The organism is Clostridium gallinarum (assembly GCF_014836325.1).
In the GTDB taxonomy this organism is placed as follows: Bacteria; Bacillota; Clostridia; order Clostridiales; family Clostridiaceae; genus Clostridium; species Clostridium gallinarum.
Genome location: NZ_JACSQZ010000001.1, coordinates 1 through 18,981, shown reverse-complemented (window position 1 = coordinate 18,981; position 18,981 = coordinate 1). Strand labels below are relative to the sequence as shown.

General features: G+C 27.2%; 21 protein-coding genes and 1 riboswitch. Of the genes, 20 read left to right on the top strand and 1 reads right to left on the bottom strand.

Annotation, left to right across the window (positions count from 1 at the left end; all coding sequences use genetic code 11):
• Window positions 1–263 precede the first annotated feature (263 nt).
• Window positions 264–1,022, top strand: a complete 759-nt coding sequence (locus H9660_RS00105) for a DeoR/GlpR family DNA-binding transcription regulator (RefSeq protein ID WP_243190564.1) — start codon at window positions 264–266, stop codon at window positions 1,020–1,022.
• A 22-nt stretch (window positions 1,023–1,044) separates the two neighbouring features.
• Window positions 1,045–1,830, top strand: coding sequence for an HAD family hydrolase (locus H9660_RS00100; RefSeq protein WP_191747277.1), 786 nt, complete (start codon window positions 1,045–1,047; stop codon window positions 1,828–1,830).
• A gap of 178 nt (window positions 1,831–2,008) precedes the next feature.
• Here H9660_RS00100 and H9660_RS00095 read toward each other — a convergent pair whose 3' ends face one another.
• Window positions 2,009–2,206 carry a hypothetical protein gene (locus H9660_RS00095; RefSeq protein ID WP_191747275.1) on the bottom strand — a complete coding sequence of 66 codons (198 nt, stop codon included), beginning with the start codon at window positions 2,204–2,206 and terminating at the stop codon, window positions 2,009–2,011.
• Window positions 2,207–2,494: 288 nt separating this feature from the next.
• Here H9660_RS00095 and H9660_RS00090 point away from each other — a divergent pair, with 288 nt between their 5' ends.
• The 18 genes from H9660_RS00090 to H9660_RS16245 all read left to right on the top strand — a co-directional run.
• Complete coding sequence (locus H9660_RS00090; protein WP_191747273.1) at window positions 2,495–3,250, top strand: DeoR/GlpR family DNA-binding transcription regulator; 756 nt, start codon at window positions 2,495–2,497, stop codon at window positions 3,248–3,250.
• The gene (gene pfkB / locus H9660_RS00085; RefSeq protein WP_191747271.1) at window positions 3,247–4,152 is read left to right on the top strand and encodes a 1-phosphofructokinase; all 906 of its coding nucleotides are present in this window, start codon (window positions 3,247–3,249) and stop codon (window positions 4,150–4,152) included. Before H9660_RS00090 ends, pfkB begins: the two co-directional genes overlap by 4 nt.
• Before the next feature lie 21 nt (window positions 4,153–4,173).
• Window positions 4,174–6,105, top strand: a complete 1,932-nt coding sequence (locus H9660_RS00080) for a fructose-specific PTS transporter subunit EIIC (protein WP_191747269.1) — start codon at window positions 4,174–4,176, stop codon at window positions 6,103–6,105.
• Window positions 6,106–6,340: 235 nt separating this feature from the next.
• Window positions 6,341–6,772 carry a hypothetical protein gene (locus H9660_RS00075; protein ID WP_191747267.1) on the top strand — a complete coding sequence of 144 codons (432 nt, stop codon included), beginning with the start codon at window positions 6,341–6,343 and terminating at the stop codon, window positions 6,770–6,772.
• A gap of 116 nt (window positions 6,773–6,888) precedes the next feature.
• Window positions 6,889–7,995: a nicotinate-nucleotide--dimethylbenzimidazole phosphoribosyltransferase gene (cobT, locus tag H9660_RS00070; RefSeq protein WP_191747265.1), complete on the top strand. Its 1,107-nt coding sequence runs from the start codon at window positions 6,889–6,891 to the stop codon at window positions 7,993–7,995.
• A gap of 15 nt (window positions 7,996–8,010) precedes the next feature.
• Window positions 8,011–8,574, top strand: coding sequence for a bifunctional adenosylcobinamide kinase/adenosylcobinamide-phosphate guanylyltransferase (locus H9660_RS00065; RefSeq protein ID WP_191747263.1), 564 nt, complete (start codon window positions 8,011–8,013; stop codon window positions 8,572–8,574).
• Window positions 8,558–9,313, top strand: coding sequence for an adenosylcobinamide-GDP ribazoletransferase (locus H9660_RS00060; protein WP_191747262.1), 756 nt, complete (start codon window positions 8,558–8,560; stop codon window positions 9,311–9,313). The genes H9660_RS00065 and H9660_RS00060 overlap by 17 nt, the downstream gene beginning before the upstream one ends.
• A 15-nt stretch (window positions 9,314–9,328) precedes the next feature.
• Window positions 9,329–9,721, top strand: coding sequence for a bifunctional adenosylcobinamide kinase/adenosylcobinamide-phosphate guanylyltransferase (locus H9660_RS00055; RefSeq protein ID WP_191747260.1), 393 nt, complete (start codon window positions 9,329–9,331; stop codon window positions 9,719–9,721).
• The gene (locus tag H9660_RS00050) at window positions 9,714–10,328 is read left to right on the top strand and encodes a histidine phosphatase family protein (protein WP_191747258.1); all 615 of its coding nucleotides are present in this window, start codon (window positions 9,714–9,716) and stop codon (window positions 10,326–10,328) included. The genes H9660_RS00055 and H9660_RS00050 overlap by 8 nt, the downstream gene beginning before the upstream one ends.
• A gap of 10 nt (window positions 10,329–10,338) precedes the next feature.
• Entirely contained in the window at window positions 10,339–11,271 is a 933-nt protein-coding gene (locus tag H9660_RS00045; protein WP_191747257.1) for a cobalamin biosynthesis protein, read from the top strand.
• 11 nt (window positions 11,272–11,282) lie between these two features.
• Window positions 11,283–12,365 carry a threonine-phosphate decarboxylase CobD gene (gene cobD, locus H9660_RS00040; RefSeq protein ID WP_191747255.1) on the top strand — a complete coding sequence of 361 codons (1,083 nt, stop codon included), beginning with the start codon at window positions 11,283–11,285 and terminating at the stop codon, window positions 12,363–12,365.
• A 131-nt stretch (window positions 12,366–12,496) separates the two neighbouring features.
• A riboswitch (cobalamin riboswitch) is annotated at window positions 12,497–12,672 on the top strand.
• Window positions 12,673–12,838: 166 nt separating this feature from the next.
• Window positions 12,839–13,756 carry an ABC transporter substrate-binding protein gene (locus H9660_RS00035; protein ID WP_191747253.1) on the top strand — a complete coding sequence of 306 codons (918 nt, stop codon included), beginning with the start codon at window positions 12,839–12,841 and terminating at the stop codon, window positions 13,754–13,756.
• Entirely contained in the window at window positions 13,743–14,777 is a 1,035-nt protein-coding gene (locus tag H9660_RS00030; RefSeq protein WP_191747252.1) for a FecCD family ABC transporter permease, read from the top strand. Before H9660_RS00035 ends, H9660_RS00030 begins: the two co-directional genes overlap by 14 nt.
• Window positions 14,778–14,785: 8 nt before the next feature.
• Entirely contained in the window at window positions 14,786–15,541 is a 756-nt protein-coding gene (locus H9660_RS00025) for an ABC transporter ATP-binding protein (protein WP_191747250.1), read from the top strand.
• A 10-nt stretch (window positions 15,542–15,551) separates the two neighbouring features.
• Window positions 15,552–16,217: a Dph6-related ATP pyrophosphatase gene (locus H9660_RS00020; protein ID WP_191747248.1), complete on the top strand. Its 666-nt coding sequence runs from the start codon at window positions 15,552–15,554 to the stop codon at window positions 16,215–16,217.
• Window positions 16,210–17,703 carry a cobyric acid synthase gene (locus H9660_RS00015; RefSeq protein WP_191747246.1) on the top strand — a complete coding sequence of 498 codons (1,494 nt, stop codon included), beginning with the start codon at window positions 16,210–16,212 and terminating at the stop codon, window positions 17,701–17,703. Before H9660_RS00020 ends, H9660_RS00015 begins: the two co-directional genes overlap by 8 nt.
• Before the next feature lie 289 nt (window positions 17,704–17,992).
• Window positions 17,993–18,700, top strand: coding sequence for a phosphatase PAP2 family protein (locus H9660_RS00010; RefSeq protein WP_191747244.1), 708 nt, complete (start codon window positions 17,993–17,995; stop codon window positions 18,698–18,700).
• Window positions 18,701–18,814: 114 nt separating this feature from the next.
• Window positions 18,815–18,981 (top strand): rubredoxin-like domain-containing protein (locus H9660_RS16245; protein WP_341479555.1); only part of this gene is annotated, 167 nt, incomplete at its 3' end.

Below are 18,981 nucleotides of genomic sequence, written 5' to 3'. Positions count from 1 at the left end.
TATGTGGATAACTTCATGAGAGTAGCAAAATTCGTAGTGTAAGAGGTAGAGTTTTTATAATTTCCTTCCTTCAGTTTGAGAAGAGATAAACATTGTATGAGGTTGCCTTAGAGCGCATGCGACGGAGCAAGGAATATAATGTTTATCTCTTTTTTATAATAATAGTTAAGTTAATTATTGATTAATTATAGAAATAAGTATAAAATGATAATAAACGATAACAAATGATAATAATTGATAATAAAGAGGTGTTGTTTGTGTTTATGGAAGAGAGGCTTGAGGATATATTAGATTTGCTAAAAAGAGAGGGTAAAGTTAAAGTTAAAGATTTAAGTGAAAGATTTAATGTATCTGAGGGAATGATACGTAAGGATTTAAGTAAGCTTGAAAAGTATACCAATATAAAGAGGACCTATGGTGGAGCAATATTAGAAAGAAAGATAGTTCATGATGAAGGAACTTCATCTAGGGTTATACAAAATTTAGATGAAAAACAAATAATAGCTGAAATTGTTCTTAATGAAATAGAAGAAAATGATGTTGTATTTTTAGATATTTCTAGTACTAATTATATGGTTTCAAATATGATGAGAAATTTTAATAAAAAAATGACTTTAATAACTAATATGAATAGAATAGCCATGGATTTTGATCACAATGACAATGTAAATGTAATTCAAATAGGTGGAACCTACAATAAAAAACTTGGTGGAACTGTTGGAGCTTTTTCTATTGAGGAAATAAGTAAATTTAAAATAGATAAAGCTTTTATAGGGGCTGGGGGAATAAATATAGAGGATAATTTTATAAGTAATTTCGATTTAGAAGAAGCTGAAACTAAAAAAGCTATTATAAAATCTAGTAAATTTACTTATTTAGTAGGGGATAACGAAAAGTTTTATAAGGACGGATCCTATAAATTTTGTGATATAAAAGACATTGAATATATAATAACAGATATAAAACCTAATGAAGAGATTTTAAAAAAATTAAGTGAGAGCAATGTAAAAGTATTATATTAATATAAAGGGAAGGTAAATAAATATGATAAGATTAATAGCAAGCGATATGGATGGTACTTTATTAAATAGTAACAATGAGATAAATGAAGAGTTTTTTGAGGTATTTAATAAGTTAAAAGAAAAAAATATAATATTTGCAGCAGCTAGCGGAAGACAATATTATAATTTAGTAAAAAGATTTGAAAAAATAAGTGATGATATTATGTTTATAGCTGAAAATGGAACTTTTGTAGCATATAAAGGAAAAGAAATATTAGTTAATTCCTTAGATAGAGAAGTTGCAAATGAGCTTATAAAAATAGGAAGAAATATAGATAACGCTTATGTAATTCTTTGTGGTAAGAAATCAGCTTACATAGAAAAAAGAGATGAAAGATTAGTTAAGGAAACTAAAAAATATTATGAAAGATATGAAATAGTGGAAGACTTAACTAAAATAGAAGATGATATTTTAAAGGTAACTATTTGTGATTTTTCTGGATCTGAATTTAATAGTAATAAGTATTTTAAAGATTATTGGGACAAGCTACAAGTAACAGTTTCAGGTGAAAGATGGTTAGATATTACCTCTAATGGAGTAAATAAAGGTGTAGCAATTGAAAAAGTTCAAGAAATATATGATATAAATCCAAAGGAAACAATGGTATTTGGAGATTATTTGAATGATTTAGAAATGATGGAAAAGGCTTATTATAGTTATGCTATGGAAAATGCTCATGAAGATTTGAAAAAAGTATCTAATTTTATTGCTAAAAGTAATAATGATAATGGAGTAGTAGAAACTATAAAGGAAGTTATAAAGCTTTAAGCAAGTGTTAAATAATCATATCTAGGTTAAGCCTTACAGCACCAAGTTACCTTGCTATGATATTTTAATACTTATAAATTTAAGATTGGAAATCATAAAAGAGCAGTGGAAATTTCACTGCTCTTTTAGTTGGTAATAGATTAATATTATTAACCAAATCTATTCTACAAATCGAAATTTATCTACTTTCTTTTTTACCTTCGTAATCTATTACAGAACCAATCACAATTCCAAGTAACATTCCTAATCCTGAGCTAATACTAACACTAAATCCTATATTAAACTTAAAAAACATCGATAAAATAATTCCTATAAAAGCACCGATGATAAATCCTATAATTAAAAGTATAGTTAAATATTTATATTCATTTTTCATATCATATTTACTTCCTTATCTGATTAAATTTCCTATTTATCTATATAATATTAAAAGTATATTTATTTCTTAATTAAAATACAATCGCGTAAAAATACATATTTTTATTATACACATAATTCGTATATAATACCATAAAATAGAGTTACTAATTATAATGATTGAATTAAAACAGATCTTAATCAATATACAATGTTGAATGGATTTGAGTGAAAGTGAATGAAATTGAAAGAAAATGATTGACTTTAAAATAAAAATTAATTATTATGAAATTAGGAAGTGATGTAAATGTTATCTGAAGAAAGACATAAATTAATATTAGAAAAAATAGATAAAGAATCAGTCGTTTATTTAAATGATTTAGTTCAATATTTAAATACATCAGAATCTACCATAAGAAGAGATTTAACTGCTCTAGATAAGGCAGGACTTTTAAGGAAGGTTCATGGAGGAGCTATGTCATTAAATGAAAAAGTTATTAATACAGTAGATGATATAGTTGAAAATAGGCAAAATTTAAATATTAGTGAAAAAACAAAAATTGCAGCTTATGCAGCATCTTTAATAAAGGATGATGATTTAGTATACATAGATGCAGGAACAACTACAGAACTTATGATAGATTTTATAAGTAATACAAAAGCTATTTTCGTAACTAATGGAATTGTGCATGCAAGAGAACTTCTTAAAAAAAATTGCACAACTTATATTTTAGGTGGTGAAATTAAACTTTCTACAGAAGCAATAGTTGGAGCTGAAACTGTAAATAGTTTAAGAAAGTATAATTTTACAAAAGGTTTTTTTGGAACTAATGGTGTTGATATAAAAAGAGGTTTTACAACTCCTGATATGAGAGAAGCCATGGTAAAAGAGGAAGCTTTTTATAGAAGTAAAAATAAATTTGTTCTGTGCGATAAATCAAAGTTTGGTAAAGTAAGTTCTATTACTTTTGCAGAAATAAAAGAAGCTCAAATAATAACTACTAATTTAGATAATAATAATTATAAGAAAGAAACAGAAATTATGGAGGTAGATAGTTTATGATATATACTATTACATTTAATCCAGCTTTAGATTACATAGTTAAAATGGATAATTTTAATCTTGGATATGTTAATAGAAGCTCAGAAGAATATGTTTATGCTGGTGGGAAAGGTATAAATGTTTCAATTGTTTTAAGTAATTTAGAAGTTGAAAGTAAGGCTCTTGGATTTATAGCTGGATTTACTGGTGATGAAATTGAAAGAAGAGTTAGAGAGTTTGGCTGTGATACTGATTTTATTAAATTAAAAGAAGGTATGTCTAGAATAAATGTAAAGATTAAGGCAGACGTGGAAAGTGAAATAAATGGAGGAGGTCCAGATATTTCTGAAGAAGCTTTAAATAGTCTTTATGAAAAGCTAGAGAATTTAGTGGAAGATGATATTTTAGTTTTAGCAGGAAGTATTCCTAAATCAATGCCTATAGATATCTATGAAAAGATAATGGAAAAGCTTCAAAACAAGGGAGTTAAATTCATTGTTGATACAACAGGAGAATCTTTATTAAAAGTATTAAAATACAATCCATTTTTAATAAAACCAAATCATCATGAGCTTGGTGAATTATTTGGAGTAAAGCTTAATAACAAAGAAGAAGTTATTGAATATGCAAAGAAGCTAAAGGATATGGGAGCTGAAAATGTAATTATATCTATGGCAGGAGATGGAGCAGTATTAATAAACTCAAGTGGAGAAGTTACAACAAGTAATGTACCAAAGGGAGTAGTTAAAAACTCTGTTGGAGCAGGAGATTCAATGGTAGCTGGATTTATAGCAGGATATTTAAAATATTCTAAAGTTGAAGAAGGATTTAAATTAGGTGTAGCTACAGGTAGTGCATCAGCATTCTCAGAAGGATTAGCTGAAAAAGAGTATGTTTATGAATTACTAGAACAAATCAAATAAGTACTTATGGAGGGATAAAAAGTGAAAATAACAGATTTATTAAAAAAGAATGGTATAGCACTTAATCCAAATGTAAAAACAAAAGAAGAAGCAATAAATAAGTTAGTAGATTTAATGGATGCTACAGGAAGATTAAGTGATAAAGAAGGATATAAGAAAGCAGTATTAGATAGAGAAAGTTTAAGTACTACAGGAATTGGAGATAATATAGCAATTCCTCATGCAAAGACAAGTGCAGTAAAAGAAGCAGGTCTTAGCTCAATGATACTTACTGATGGAATAGATTATGATTCTCTTGATGGAGAGCCAGCAAAATTATTCTTTATGATTGCAGCTCCAGAAGGTGAAAATAACTTACACTTAGATGTATTAGCAAGATTATCAATGATGTTAATGGATCCAAGTTTTAAGGAGCAATTAGTTAATGCTAAAAGTGTTGATGAATTTTTAAAGCTTATTGATGACAAGGAAAATGAAAAATTAGAAGCTGAAACAGCTAAAGAAGAAGCACAAAATTCTGAATCAAAAGGATATAGAGTATTAGCTGTTACTGCATGTCCAACTGGAATAGCTCATACATTTATGGCAGCTGAAGCATTAGAAAATAAGGCTAAGGATATGGGGATTTCAATAAAGGTTGAAACAAATGGTTCTGGTGGAGCTAAGAATATTTTAACTGATGAAGAAATAGCTAATGCTGAATGTATAATAGTTGCTGCTGATAAAAAAGTAGAAATGGCTAGATTTGAAGGCAAAAAAGTTATTCAAACTAAAGTTGCAAATGGAATTCATAAAACTGAAGAATTATTAAATAGAGCTACAAGTGGAGATGCTCCAATATATCATCACGAAGGTGGAAATGATAGTGAAAGTACAGTAAGTGATGAAAAAGAAAGTATAGGAAGACAAATTTATAAGCACTTAATGAATGGTGTATCTCATATGTTACCATTTGTTATAGGTGGGGGTATATTAATTGCATTAGCCTTCCTTTTAGATAATTATAGTATTGACCCAGCTAACTTTGGTAAAAATACACCAATAGCTGCTTTAATTAAGACAATTGGAGAAACTGCATTTGGATTTATGTTACCTGTATTAGCAGGATATATAGCAATGAGTATAGCTGATAGACCAGGTCTTGCAGTTGGTTTTGTTGGAGGTATGTTAGCTAATTTAGGAACAACTTATGCAAGTGCTTTTGATTCTACAATACCAGTTGTAAGTGGAGGATTCTTAGGAGCATTATTTGCAGGATTTTTAAGTGGATATTTAGTATTAGGATTAAAGAAGATATTTGATAAGTTACCACAAGCTTTTGATGGATTAAAACCAACGTTATTATATCCTTTCTTTGGAATTGGATTAATTGGATTAATAATGATATTTGTAAATCCATTCTTTGGAGGAGTAAATACTGTAATTACTAATTTCCTTAATTCAATGGGAGGAACTAGTAGAGTTTTACTTGGAATAATTGTTGCCGGAATGATGGCAATAGATATGGGTGGTCCTTTTAATAAAGCAGCCTATGTATTTGGAACAGCATCTCTTGCATCAGGAAACTTTGAAGTAATGGCAGCTGTTATGGCTGGTGGTATGGTTCCACCTCTTTCAATAGCTTTAGCATCAACTTTCTTTAAAAATAAATTTACTAATAGAGAAAGACAATCTGCATTAACAAATTATATTATGGGATTATCATTTATAACAGAAGGTGCAATTCCTTTTGCAGCAGCAGATCCATTAAGAGTTATACCTTCATGTGTAGTTGGTTCTGCAACAGCTGGAGCACTTACAATGTTATTTGGTTGTAATTTAAGAGCGCCACATGGCGGAATATTTGTATTACCTGTAATAGGAAATCCTTTTGGATTCTTAGCTGCAGTTGTAATAGGTTCTGTAGTAGGAATGGTAATGCTTGCAATACTTAAGAAGAAGGTATCAGAATAAATATATTAAAAATTTATATAAAAATAATGAGATTATCAAGGGGGAATCTCATTATTTTTTTTGGAAATTTATATGGATAAATATTCAGAAGAGGACTTTTGTCCTAACATTTTATGACCATTATTTAATAAGATAGGACTTTTAAATTAACATAAAAAATAAGAAAATATAGGTATAAGATTTCTTATAATTAGAACTAATTTTAAGATTAATATAAAATCAAAGGGGGCTTAGTATGAAGTGTATTGGAATAGAGAATATTATTTCAACAACAATAGTATATGAAGATTTTTTTTATTACAATGAATTTCTTAAAGTCTCTAATGATAGTGTTAATAAATTAAAAGAAATAGAGAATAAATATACAGATAATGATAATAAACAAAATAATAATTTATATTTAAGAAAGTTTATATATAGATTTAAGGATTATATTTTAATTGAAAGTATTGTATATCCTTTAGAAAGTAAAAACATTAAAAGTATTGAGGTAATAGATTTATCAAATAATGTTGAGGAAAAGGTAATGGAAATTAACGTGAATAATTATGACCAAAAAGTAAATATATTACTAAATAGAAGATATAGAGCCATAGAGTTAAGAGTTAAGAGTAAAAATAATATATTTCCTATGAGTGAAGAAATTAAAATAATAGAAAGTATTTAAAGCTTGCAATATAATGTTAATATTGTAGGCTTTTTTGTATAGAATATGGATTTGTTGACTTTTAGCTTTAAATTAATATATTATAACAAAAAAGAAGTAATTAATTGGGGGATTAAATGAAAGATAAAAATGAAGTTTTTAATGTAATAAATAATATAGAAAAAGTGAATGAAATAATGATGATAGAAGCTAAGAAGAGGGTCGATTCTTTAGCAAAACCTTTAGGGAGTCTTGGAAGATTAGAAGATATAGCTATTAACTTAGCTGGAATAACAGGGAAAATAAAAAATAATATAAATAAAAAATGTATTATTATTTTATCATCTGATAATGGAGTGGTAGAAGAAGGGGTTTCATCAGCTCCTCAATATGTAACTCTAGCACAGACAATTAATTTTTCTAAAGGACTTACTGGAGTTGCAGTATTAGCAAAGGAAAATAATGCTGATTTATTTGTTGTTGATATAGGTGTAAATTGTGATGGAGAAATTCCAGGAGCTATAAATAAAAAGATAAGAAAAGGAACTTATAATATTTCAAAAGGTCCTGCTATGAGCTATGAAGAAGCTTTAAAGGCAATAAATATTGGAATTGATATGGTTAGGGAAGTTAAAGAAAAGGGCTATGATATAGTTGGTGTTGGAGAAATGGGAATAGGAAACACAACTACAAGTAGTGCTGTTTTAGCTTCTTTAATAAATTGTAATATTGAAGATGTTGTAGGAAAAGGTGGAGGTCTTACTAAGGAAGCCTTTGAAAAGAAAAAAGAAGTTATAAAAAGATCTATAGAAATAAATTCACCAAACATAAATGACCCTATTGATGTAGTAGCTAAAGTTGGTGGCTTTGATTTAGCAGGAATGGTTGGTGTTTTTCTAGGGTGTGCTTATTATAAAATACCAGTAGTTATAGATGGCTTTATATCAGCAGTAGCAGCTTTAGTAGCAACAAAGTTATGTGAAGATGTTAAGGGATATTTAATTCCTTCTCATTTTTCTAAGGAGTTAGGTTATATCATTGCTATGAAGGAAATTGGTTTAGAGCCTATGCTTAATTTAGATATGAGATTAGGTGAGGGAAGTGGATGTCCAATTGCTTTTTCTGTAGTTAGTTACGCTTGTGCTATGATGAATAATATGGCTACCTTTAGTGAAGCAGAAATAGATCCAAGTTATTTAGAAGAAGTTAGAGGTAAGGAAAATTATATAGTTGATATAAAGTAAAAGAGGTTATAAATTATGATAATTTTATTAGTTGGTGGATCAAAAAGTGGAAAATCCATGGCTGGGCAAAGATATGCAAAAAGTTTATATAATGATGAGGGAAATTTATATTATATTGCAACTATGAAGCCTTATGATAATGAGGATTTAAAAAGAATAGAAAATCATATAGAAGATAGAAGAGGCTGGGGCTTTAAAACTATTGAAAAAGAAGTAAATATAAGTGAAATAGAAGATAGTATTAATAAAAAGGATACTATATTAATAGATAGTATAACCTCTTTAATTACTAATGAAATGTTTAAAGATAATAGTTTTATACCTAATGTTAGTGAAAAGATATATTCTGAAATAGAAGAATTAACAAAAAACATAAATAATGTAGTTATAGTTACAGATTATTTATTTAGTGATGGGATTATTTATGATGATTATACAGAAACCTTTAGAAGAGAATTTGGAAGGCTTAATATAGCTTTAGCTAAAATAGCAGATGTAGTTATTGAGTATTCCTTTAATAATGAAATAATTCATAAAGGTGAAAATTATGTGAGGGATTTAAATGAAAAATTTATTTAGTGGCTTTTTAATGGCAATAAGTATGTTTACTATAATACCAATGCCTTATAAAGCTTGGAGAGATGAAGCTGTTAAGCATATGATGAAATTATATCCAATAGTTGGGTTATTTGTTGGGTTAATTAATTATCTTGTATATAGCATAGTCAATTATTTTAATTTATCTACAATTTTAATTGCTACTTTTACAATGATAACTCCATTTATTATAACTGGAATGTTACATTTAGATGGATATATGGATGTTTGTGATGCTTTATTATCTAGAAGAGAACAAAAAGAGAAAATAAGAATACTTAAAGATCCAAATACAGGTGCCTTTGCAGTTATATCCTTAGGTATTTTATTTCTTATAGATTTTGCAGCCACATATACATTAGTTGAGAGTAAAGCTAACATACTTGGGATTATTTTAGTTCCTGTCATATCAAGAAGTCTTATGGCACTTATGCTACTTAAAAAAGAAACTATGAAGGAAAGCTCTTTAGGCTCTTATTTTAAAAAGGGTACTGGAAAATTAGATATTTATATGCTTTATATATTTTTAATAGTAGCTTCAATTTCAATGGTTATTTTGATTAACATAAAAGCTAGTTTAGTTCCTATATTTATGATAATTTCTGCAATACTGTCTGTAAATAAAAGTACAAAGGAACTTGGAGGAATGTCAGGGGATAGTGCAGGCTATGGACTTGTAATAGCAGAAGTTGTTGGTATATTATGTTTATCTATTATATAGTTTGGAGTGAAATATATGATATTAGTATTTGGAGGAGCTTATAATGGAAAGTTAGACTTTGTAAAAGAAAAGTTTAATATTTCTAGTGATGATGTGTTTAATGTTAATGATGATTTAAAAGATTTAGAGATAGATTATTCAAAGAGAGTAATTAATAACTTTCATAAGTTTACATATAAACTTTCTTTAGAAAACAAGGATTCAGTACAGTTTATTATTGATAATAAAGCTTTATTTGTGGATAAAATAATTATTAGTGATGATATATCAGAAGGTATTGTTCCTTTAAAAAAAGAGGATAGAATATGGAGAGAAAGTAATGGTAAATGTCTTCAATATATAAGTAAAAATTCTAGTGAAGTTTATAGAGTTTTTTGCGGGATACCAATGGTGATTAAAAGTGAGTAGCATTATTATATATTTAATTAGACATGGAAAAACCATAGCAAATGAAAGAAAGTTATACTGTGGTAAAACGGATTTACCTTTAAGTGATATAGGAATTAGGGAAATTGAAAAATTAAAAAGTGAAATTAATTATCCAAGCTGCGAAAGATATTTTACTAGTGGAGCCAAAAGAGCTAATGAAACTTTTAATATTTTATATGAAAATGAAAAGTATATAGAGTTAAAAGGTTTTTTTGAATATGATTTTGGTGATTTTGAAATGAAGTCTTATGAGGAATTAAAGGAAAATAAAAATTATATAAAATGGATAATGGACGAAGAAGGTAATGTATCTTGTCCAAATGGTGAAAGTAAAAATACATATAAAAAGAGAATAAAAGAAGAATTTAAAGCTTTTATTAATACAGTGAGAAAAGAAAATTTAAAAGAAGTCTTAGTTGTTTCTCATGGAGGAACTATAGGAACAATATTAGAAGAATTTTATGATAATAGTAAGAATTTTTATAGCTGGCAACCAAGGTGTGGTGAAGGTTATAAAATTATAGTGGAAATTTTAGAAGATAATTTTAAGATAAATAAAGTTATTGAATTAAAAAAGAAAAGTTAGGAAGAAGCAAATGAAAGAATTAACTATAGGTTTTTTATTAGATTTAATAATTGGAGATCCTCAAAATCCTATTCATCCTATTAGGTTGATAGGGAATTTATGTAGTAAATTAGAATCTTTATTTAGAAGAATATTAAGGGAGTCATTAAAGTTAGCAGGATTATTAACTTGGATTTCTGTAATTTTAATAGTTTTTTTAGTAAGTGAATTTATAGTAAAGGTTAGTTTTAGAATTAATTTTATTATTGGAATAATAATTAGCGGTATAATGTTTTACTTTACTATATCAACAAAGGCTTTAAAGGTAGAGGGATTAAAGGTAATAAAATTTTTATTAAAGGAAGATATAGAGGGAGCGAGAAAACAGCTTTCATATATAGTTGGAAGAGATACAAAATCCTTAGATAAAGAAGGGATTTTAAGAGCAGTAGTAGAAACTATTGCAGAGAATATGTCAGATGGAGTAGTTGCACCAATACTTTATGCAGGACTTTTTGGAGTTCCATTTGCCTTTGTTTATAAGGCTGTAAATACAATGGATTCTATGTTTGGATATAAAAATGATAAATATAAAGATTTTGGTTTTTTTCCAGCAAAGTTAGATGATGTATTTAATTTTATTCCAGCAAGAGTTACAGGATATTTAATAGTGGTAGCGTCTTATATATTAAAGATGGATTATAAAAATTCTTATAAGATTTATGAGAGAGATAAAAATAATCATAGCAGCCCAAATAGTGCACATCCAGAAGCAGCAGTAGCAGGAGCTTTAGGCTTAAGATTAGGTGGGGCAAATTATTATTTTGGCAAATTAGTAGATAAACCAACTATTGGTGATGAACTTAAAAAAATAGAAATAAATGATGTTTATAATACTAATAAAATATTGTATTTAGTAGCCTTTTTAAGCTACTTAATTTCTATGATGTTAACTTTATTATAGGAGATTTTAATATGAGTAAATCTATTCATGGTGGAAATATAGAAGAATTATCAAGAAAATTTAATTTAGATAAAGAAAAATTAATAGATTTTTCAGCTAATATAAATCCATTAGGTATTAATGAAAAAGTAAAAAAAACTATAATAGCTGCTTTAGATAATGTAGAAAAATATCCTGATATTACTTATCATAATTTAAAATCTACTATCAGTAATTTTGAAAAGATTAATTATGAAAATTTAGTTTTAGGAAATGGTGCTGCAGAAGTAATATTTAATTTAGTAAGAGCAGTTAATCCCAAAAAGGTATTAATTCCAGCACCAACGTTTAGTGAATATGAAGAAGCTAGCTTAAGTGTAAAGAGTAGTATTGAATATTATTATTTAAAAGAAGAAAATAATTGGTCTATAGATAATGATATTTTAAGCCTTATTAATGAAGAAATAGATATAGTTTTTATTTGTAATCCAAATAATCCAACAGGAGTTATTACAAAAAAAGATATACTTTTAAGTATTATAGAAAAAGCAAATAAAACTAAAACTATTGTTGCAATAGATGAATCCTTTTTAGATTTTATAAGAGATTCATATAAGTATTCTTTGGTTAATTTATTAAAGGAATATGATAACATTTTTATTATTAAATCTTTGACTAAGTTATTTGCAATACCAGGAATTAGAATAGGTTATGGAATTACTAGTAATATAGATATTATAAATAAAATTCAAGGTATATCTGTACCATGGAATATAAATACATTGGCAGAGGTAGCAACTATAACTTCATTAGATGATAAAGATTATATTTCAAAATCTGTAAAATATATTGAAGTGGAAAAAAAATATTTATTTGAAGAGCTAGGTAAATTAAAAGATATTAATGTTTTTAATCCATCAGTAAACTTTATAATGTTTAAGTTAAATAAGAATATAGATTTAAAGTACGAGTTAATGAAAGAAAATATTATTATAAGAAGCTGTAGTAATTATAATGGTTTAAATGAAAATTATTATAGAGTTGCAGTTAGAACAAGAAAAGAAAATGAAATACTTATAAAGGCTTTGAGAAAAGTATTAAAGTATAATATTTAGGTTTAGTGACAAGATTAAAGTAGCCTTGATATACTACTTTAGCACTTAAAATATGAATAATCAAAATTATAAAATAATATATTTTAATTGACATATTATATCAATTGAAATATAATTTGTATTGAAATTTAGGCTATATAACTATATCAGGTGCTTATTTTAAGCTTAATAGGGAATCAGGTGTAATCCTGAGCTACCCCAGTAACCGTGAAATGGACGAAATCTATTAATGCCACTGCTACATGCGGGAAGGTTAGAGAGTAGGATGAAGTTAAGCCGGGAGACCTGCCTTGTATGGGAAAACTGTTATCTTCTGAGGGTGGGATAATAGGAATACTAATATGGTTTTGAGTTGTATTTTATAACTTGAAATTATTTGAAAAGTATTTTGGGCATACTCTTAGTATGTCTTTTTGTTTTGCAAAAAATATTGATTTGCAAAATAGCCCTAATTAGAATTAGGAGGAATCATAATGAAAAAAAGAAGTAAAATTCTAGCTTTAGTATTTGCTATGTTATTTTCTTTAGCATTATTTGCAGGATGTACAAATACTACAAAAACAATGACAGATAGGGAAGGAAATGAATTTACTTTACCTAGCAAAGTAGAAAAAATTATATCAACTGCACCATCAAATACAGAGGTGTTAGTTGCTTTAGGACTTTCTGATAAATTAGTCGCAATAGATAAGTACTCTGCAGATGTAGAAGGTGTTAATACAGATATACCACAAATTGATTTTAGAAACCCAGATGCAGAAACTATAATATCTTTAGAACCAGATTTAATAATTGCATCGGGACACAATAAGGTTGGAGATGAGGATCCATTCCAATTAGTTAAAGAAGCTGGAATCCCAGTAGTATATATTCCAAGTAGCTATAGCATAGATGGAATATATGGAGATATTGAATTTATAGCCGAAATAACTAAAACTGAAAAGCAAGGTAAAGAAATAGTTGAAAATATGAAAAAAGAAGTTGAAGAAATTAAAGCTATTGGAGATAAAATAACTGATAAGAAAAAAGTATATTTCGAAATTGGTGCAGGTACATCTTTATATAGCTTTGGTAATGAAACTTTCTTAAATGAAATGATTGAAGTAATCGGAGCAGAAAACATATTTGCAAATGAAAATTCATGGATATCACCTACTCCTGAATCAGTAGTAGATGCAAATCCAGATGTAATATTAACAAATGTTCCAGATACAAATGGTGTTAAAGCTGTTGATTCAATAAAGACTCGTGAAGGTTGGGATAGTATAACAGCAGTTAAAGAAGATCAAGTTTATCAAATAGATAAGAATTCTTCATCAAGACCTTCACAAAATGTTATAAAGGCATTAAAGGAAATGGCTAAGGCTGTTTATCCAAATGAGTATAAATAGAGATAAAAAAAATAAAACATTGATGATACTATCAATAGGATTAGTATTTTTAATAATTTGTATTGGAACTTCCATAGGAAGTTCCAATATTAGCATTATGGACATTATTTCTATAATTTCACACAAATTATTTAATACAAGTCTATTTGAAGGAATAGAAGCAAAAGATGTTTCAATAATATGGAGTATAAGATTACCTAGAGTTTTATTAGCTTTTTGTGTTGGTGGGGCTTTAGCTGTAAGTGGTGCAGTAGTTCAATCTGTATTAAAAAACCCATTAGCTTCGCCATATACCTTAGGAGTATCATCAGGAGCATCACTAGGAGTAGGTCTTTTAATAGTTTCAGGAATTACTATCCCATTCCTTGGAAATTTTTCCTTATCCCTAGTTGGATTCTTATGTAGTTTATTTACTATGATTATAGTTTTATTATTTGCAAGTAAAGTTGATAGAGAATTATCTAATACAACAATAATTTTAACTGGAATGGTTTTTTCTTTATTTTTCAATGCAGCATTAACTACACTAACAGCTCTATTTGCAAAGAAAATGGAATCAATAATATTATGGCAAATGGGTTCATTTTCTATGAGAGGGTGGAGTTATTTAAGAGCGGGAGTTCCATTTTTCTTAATTGGATTAATTGGAGTTATGTCTTTCTCTAAAGAAATGGATGTATTAACTTTTGGAGAAGAACAAGCTAAAGCAATTGGAGTAGAAGCAGAAAGAGTTAAAAAATATCTTTTTTTATTTGTAGCTATATTAACAGGAGCTGCGGTTGCAATAAGTGGAACTATAGGTTTTGTGGATTTAATTGCGCCACATATTGTAAGAAAGGTTTTTGGTTCAAAGCACTCTTATGTTATTCCAATGTCAGTTGTTTTTGGAGGATGCCTTATGGTTATTACTGATTTAATTTCTAGAACCATTATAATACCATCAGAATTACCAGTAGGAGCTGTAACTGCAATGATAGGAGCTCCATTTTTTGCATATCTATACTTTAAAAAGGCAAAGTAGGTGAGTAAATGTTAGAAGTCAAAAATATATATTGTGGTTATAATGGAGTACATGTTGTAAAAGATGTTAGCTTTAAAGTAAATAGAGGAGAAAATATTTGTATAGTGGGTCCAAATGGATGTGGTAAAAGTACGTTATTAAAGTCTATTTCAAACTTAATTTCTTTTGAGGGCGATGTGATTTTAGATGGAAAAAATATAAAATATTTAAAAAGAAAAGAGCTAGCAACTAAAGTTTCATTAATGACACAAAATTCAAACATATTATTTCCATATAGTATATTTGAAACAGTTGCTTTAGGAAGATATGCTCATTTAAATGGCTTATTTTCTAAATTAAGTAAAGATGATGAAGATATAATAAATAAAAGTTTAGAGTTGGTTGGGATTTTAAATATTAAAGATAAGCTTATAAGTGAACTATCAGGAGGGCAACTTCAGAGAGTTTTCCTAGCAAGAGCCTTTGCTCAAAATCCAGATGTAATTTTATTAGATGAACCTACTAATCACTTAGATTTAAGATATCAAATAGAAATATTAGATTATCTTAAACTGTGGGCAAAAGAGAATAATAAAATAATAGTTGCAGTTTTACACGATTTAAATTTAGTTCAAAATTTTGCAGATAAAGTATTGATGCTTAAAGATGGTTCAATAGTAAATAATGGAGATACTAAAGAAGTATTAAATGGAGAAGACTTAGAAAAAGTTTATGGAATAGATATTAAAGCTTTTATGGTGAAAACACTTAGAAAGTGGAATTAGGAGGAAGTATATGAGTAAAAAATTTGTAATGTCATATAGTTGTGGAAAAGATAGTACCCTAGCTTTATACAGAATGATAAAAGATGGTCATAAGCCAGTTGCACTACTTATTACGGTAGATAAAAAGGTTTCAAGAACATGGTTCCATGGAGTTCCTGAGGATTTACTACAAGAAGTTTCAAAGTCACTAAATATACCATTATTATTAGTTGAATGCGAAGGAGAAGAATATAAAGAAGCTTTTAATAAGGCTTTAAAGAAAGCTAAGGAAGAGTTAGGGGCAGAGGCTTGTGCATTTGGAGATATAGATTTAGAAGCTCATAGAGCATGGTGTACAGAAAGATGTAACGAAGCTAGTATAGAAGCTATTTTTCCATTATGGCTTGAAGGAAGAGAAAAATTAACTTTTGAATTTATAGATACTGGTTTTAAGACAGTAATTAAAAATGTAAGATTAGATGTATTATCTACAGAATTTTTAGGAAAGCAATTAACAAAAAAAGTTGTAGAGGATATAGTTAAAGCAGGTTCAGATGCATGTGGAGAAAATGGAGAATATCATACTTTTGTTTTTGATGGACCATTATTTAAATATCCAATTAAGTTTAAAGAAAATGGAATAATAACAAATGATACACATGGATTTTTAGATATTGTAGGTGTTATTAATGAGTAAAAGCATTATGATTTTAGGAACAGCCTCATCAGTTGGAAAAAGTACTATTGCAACAGCTTTTTGCAGATATTTTAAAAATAAAGGGATGAAGGTTGCTCCTTTTAAAGCTCTAAATATTTCTTTAAATTCCTTTGTAACTGAGGATGGGCTTGAGATGGGAAGAGCTCAGGTTGTTCAAGCAGAAGCCTGTGAAATAAAGCCTAGAGCTTGGATGAATCCAGTTCTTTTAAAGCCAAGTGGAAATATGAAAACTCAAGTTATAGTAAATGGAAAAGTAAAGTGTAATATTGATTCATATAAATATAAAGACTTAAATAAGGAATTAAAAGAAGTAGTTAAGGAAATTTATGATGATGTTTCAAAAGATCATGATTTAATTGTTTTAGAAGGATCAGGAAGTTGTGCGGAAATTAATTTAAAAGAAAGTGATATAGCCAATATGTATATGGCTAAAGCTTCAAACTCTCCTGTCATTTTAGTTGCTGACATTGATAGAGGTGGAGTATTTGCATCAGTAGTAGGAACTATAGCTCTTTTAGATAATGAAGAAAGAGATAAAGTAAAAGGTGTAATTATAAATAAATTTAGAGGAAGTATTGAATCCTTTAAGCCTGCAATGAATCAATTAGAAGAAATTATAAATATTCCTGTATTAGGAGTAATGCCTTATTATGATTTAGATATAGAAGATGAAGATAGTGTAACAGAAAGAATCAACAATAAGTATAAAACAGAAAGTTGTTTAGATATTGTAGTAATTAGATTACCATATATGTCAAATTTCACTGATTTTAATGCGTTAAGCAGATTAGAAAATGTAAATCTAAGATATGTTAATAATGCAAAAGATATAGGAAATCCTCATTTAATTATAATACCTGGAAGCAAAAATACTATAGAGGATTTAAAGTTTTTAAAGAAAAGTGATATATATAATGAAATAATTAAACTAGAAAAAAATGATACTACTATTTTGGGGATTTGTGGTGGTTATCAAATTTTAGGAGAATGTATTGAAGATAGCTTGGGTATTGAAGGAGAAATAACTTCAGAAAAAGGATTTGGATTTTTACCTATAAAAACAGTTTTTAATAAAGAAAAAGTTACTAATCAATCTAAGGGAAGAATTATATCTAAAAAAATAGAGAAACTTTATGGTATAGAAGTATCAGGTTATGAAATTCATAATGGAGAAACTTTTATAGAAAATGAGGATAATATACTTATAAAACTAGAAGATGGTAAAGTTTTAGGGGCGATAAATGATAAAGGAAATATCTTAGGAACCTATTTACATGGAATATTTGATGAAGGAGATTTCTTAAATTGCTTTATAAGTGATTTATTAAACAAAAATAAAATGAATAAAATTAATGATGAAATAATATCTTATAAAGAATATAAATTAAATGAATTAAATAAGTTATCAAATTTATTAGAGGAAAATATAGATATGGGAAAAGTAGAAGAAATTCTTAAATTATAAAAAAGTGTTAAAGTATCATATTCAGGTTCCGTCGCATACGCTTCAAGTCACCTTGCTATGATATTTTAACACTTACAAACTGGAGGTTGGAAATTATAATGAATTCACTTCTTAAATTATTAATTTTACTATTCTAATAAAATTATATATAACTGATATATAGATATAATTTCCTAAATAATAAAAAAGAATATTATAAAATTCTTAATATTAAACCAAATAATGAACAATATAACTTTTATATTGTAAAATATATATAAGGATATTTTATTTATAGGGGGATGTTTATATGGGGAGTATTTTTAAGAATTTTATTTTTAAGTATAATTTAAATGAATTAAAATGGATAGATTTAACTTGGTTAATAATCTTACCGGTAATTAATATAAATTATATAATAGCATCTTCTTTACCTGAAGAAGGTAGAAATATAGCATTAACTTTAGATAAAGAAATTCCATTTATATCGGCATTTATTTTTCCATATATATATTGGTATGTTTTTATTTTGTTAGGATTAGTTTTTATTTTATCAAAGAATAGAAAAATATATTTAAGAGCACTTTTATCTTTATATATGGGAATGTGTATTTGTTATTTATTCTATTATTTATATCCTGTTGAAATATCTAGACCTGTAGTGTCTAATACAACAATATCAAATAAATTGGTTAGAGTTATTTATGAAAATGATAGACCATTTAATTGTTTTCCTTCAATACATGTATTAAGCACATATATAATTATACGTTTTACTAATATTAAAGATAATAAAAAATGGTTTTATTATACTGTAATTACAGGAGTTTTAATAATTTTATCTACATTATTTATAAAACAACATTTTATTTTAGATGGGATTGCTGCGGTAATATTAGGTGAAGTAGTAATATTAATATCAAATAAAATTAAAGATAAATATATACAAAGAATTTTAGGTATACCATATAAGATTTTTGATAAAATAAAAAATAACAATCATATTCCAATAAATTGAAATTTATTTAAAATAATTTTGAAAAAACTATTTACAACTAATAATAATTATTATATAATAAATTCATCAAGTGAAATAAATATATAAATTATGTGGAATTTTGGAGGATTAATTATGAAGAAATTTGTTTGTACAGTATGTGGATATGTTCATGAAGGAGATATGGCACCAGAAGTTTGCCCAATATGTAAAGTTGGAGCTGATAAGTTCATGGAACAAACTGGAGATTTAAAATGGGCTGATGAGCACAGAGTAGGAGTTGCTAAAGATGTAGATCCAAG

Bases quoted from the DNA above. Each gene is read 5' to 3' on its own strand.
- H9660_RS00100 (WP_191747277.1), top strand. From the start codon at position 1,045: ATGATAAGATTAATAGCAAGCGATATGGATGGTACTTTATTAAATAGT.
- H9660_RS00060 (WP_191747262.1), top strand. From the start codon at position 8,558: ATGAAAAATTTATTTAGTGGCTTTTTAATGGCAATAAGTATGTTTACT.
- H9660_RS00075 (WP_191747267.1), top strand. From the start codon at position 6,341: ATGAAGTGTATTGGAATAGAGAATATTATTTCAACAACAATAGTATAT.
- cobD (WP_191747255.1), top strand. From the start codon at position 11,283: ATGAGTAAATCTATTCATGGTGGAAATATAGAAGAATTATCAAGAAAA.
- H9660_RS00065 (WP_191747263.1), top strand. From the start codon at position 8,011: ATGATAATTTTATTAGTTGGTGGATCAAAAAGTGGAAAATCCATGGCT.
- H9660_RS00020 (WP_191747248.1), top strand. From the start codon at position 15,552: ATGAGTAAAAAATTTGTAATGTCATATAGTTGTGGAAAAGATAGTACC.
- H9660_RS00030 (WP_191747252.1), top strand. From the start codon at position 13,743: ATGAGTATAAATAGAGATAAAAAAAATAAAACATTGATGATACTATCA.
- H9660_RS00045 (WP_191747257.1), top strand. From the start codon at position 10,339: ATGAAAGAATTAACTATAGGTTTTTTATTAGATTTAATAATTGGAGAT.
- H9660_RS00035 (WP_191747253.1), top strand. From the start codon at position 12,839: ATGAAAAAAAGAAGTAAAATTCTAGCTTTAGTATTTGCTATGTTATTT.
- H9660_RS00025 (WP_191747250.1), top strand. From the start codon at position 14,786: ATGTTAGAAGTCAAAAATATATATTGTGGTTATAATGGAGTACATGTT.
- H9660_RS00095 (WP_191747275.1), bottom strand. From the start codon at position 2,206: ATGAAAAATGAATATAAATATTTAACTATACTTTTAATTATAGGATTT.
- H9660_RS00055 (WP_191747260.1), top strand. From the start codon at position 9,329: ATGATATTAGTATTTGGAGGAGCTTATAATGGAAAGTTAGACTTTGTA.
- H9660_RS00090 (WP_191747273.1), top strand. From the start codon at position 2,495: ATGTTATCTGAAGAAAGACATAAATTAATATTAGAAAAAATAGATAAA.
- pfkB (WP_191747271.1), top strand. From the start codon at position 3,247: ATGATATATACTATTACATTTAATCCAGCTTTAGATTACATAGTTAAA.
- H9660_RS00105 (WP_243190564.1), top strand. From the start codon at position 264: ATGGAAGAGAGGCTTGAGGATATATTAGATTTGCTAAAAAGAGAGGGT.
- H9660_RS00015 (WP_191747246.1), top strand. From the start codon at position 16,210: ATGAGTAAAAGCATTATGATTTTAGGAACAGCCTCATCAGTTGGAAAA.
- H9660_RS00010 (WP_191747244.1), top strand. From the start codon at position 17,993: ATGGGGAGTATTTTTAAGAATTTTATTTTTAAGTATAATTTAAATGAA.
- cobT (WP_191747265.1), top strand. From the start codon at position 6,889: ATGAAAGATAAAAATGAAGTTTTTAATGTAATAAATAATATAGAAAAA.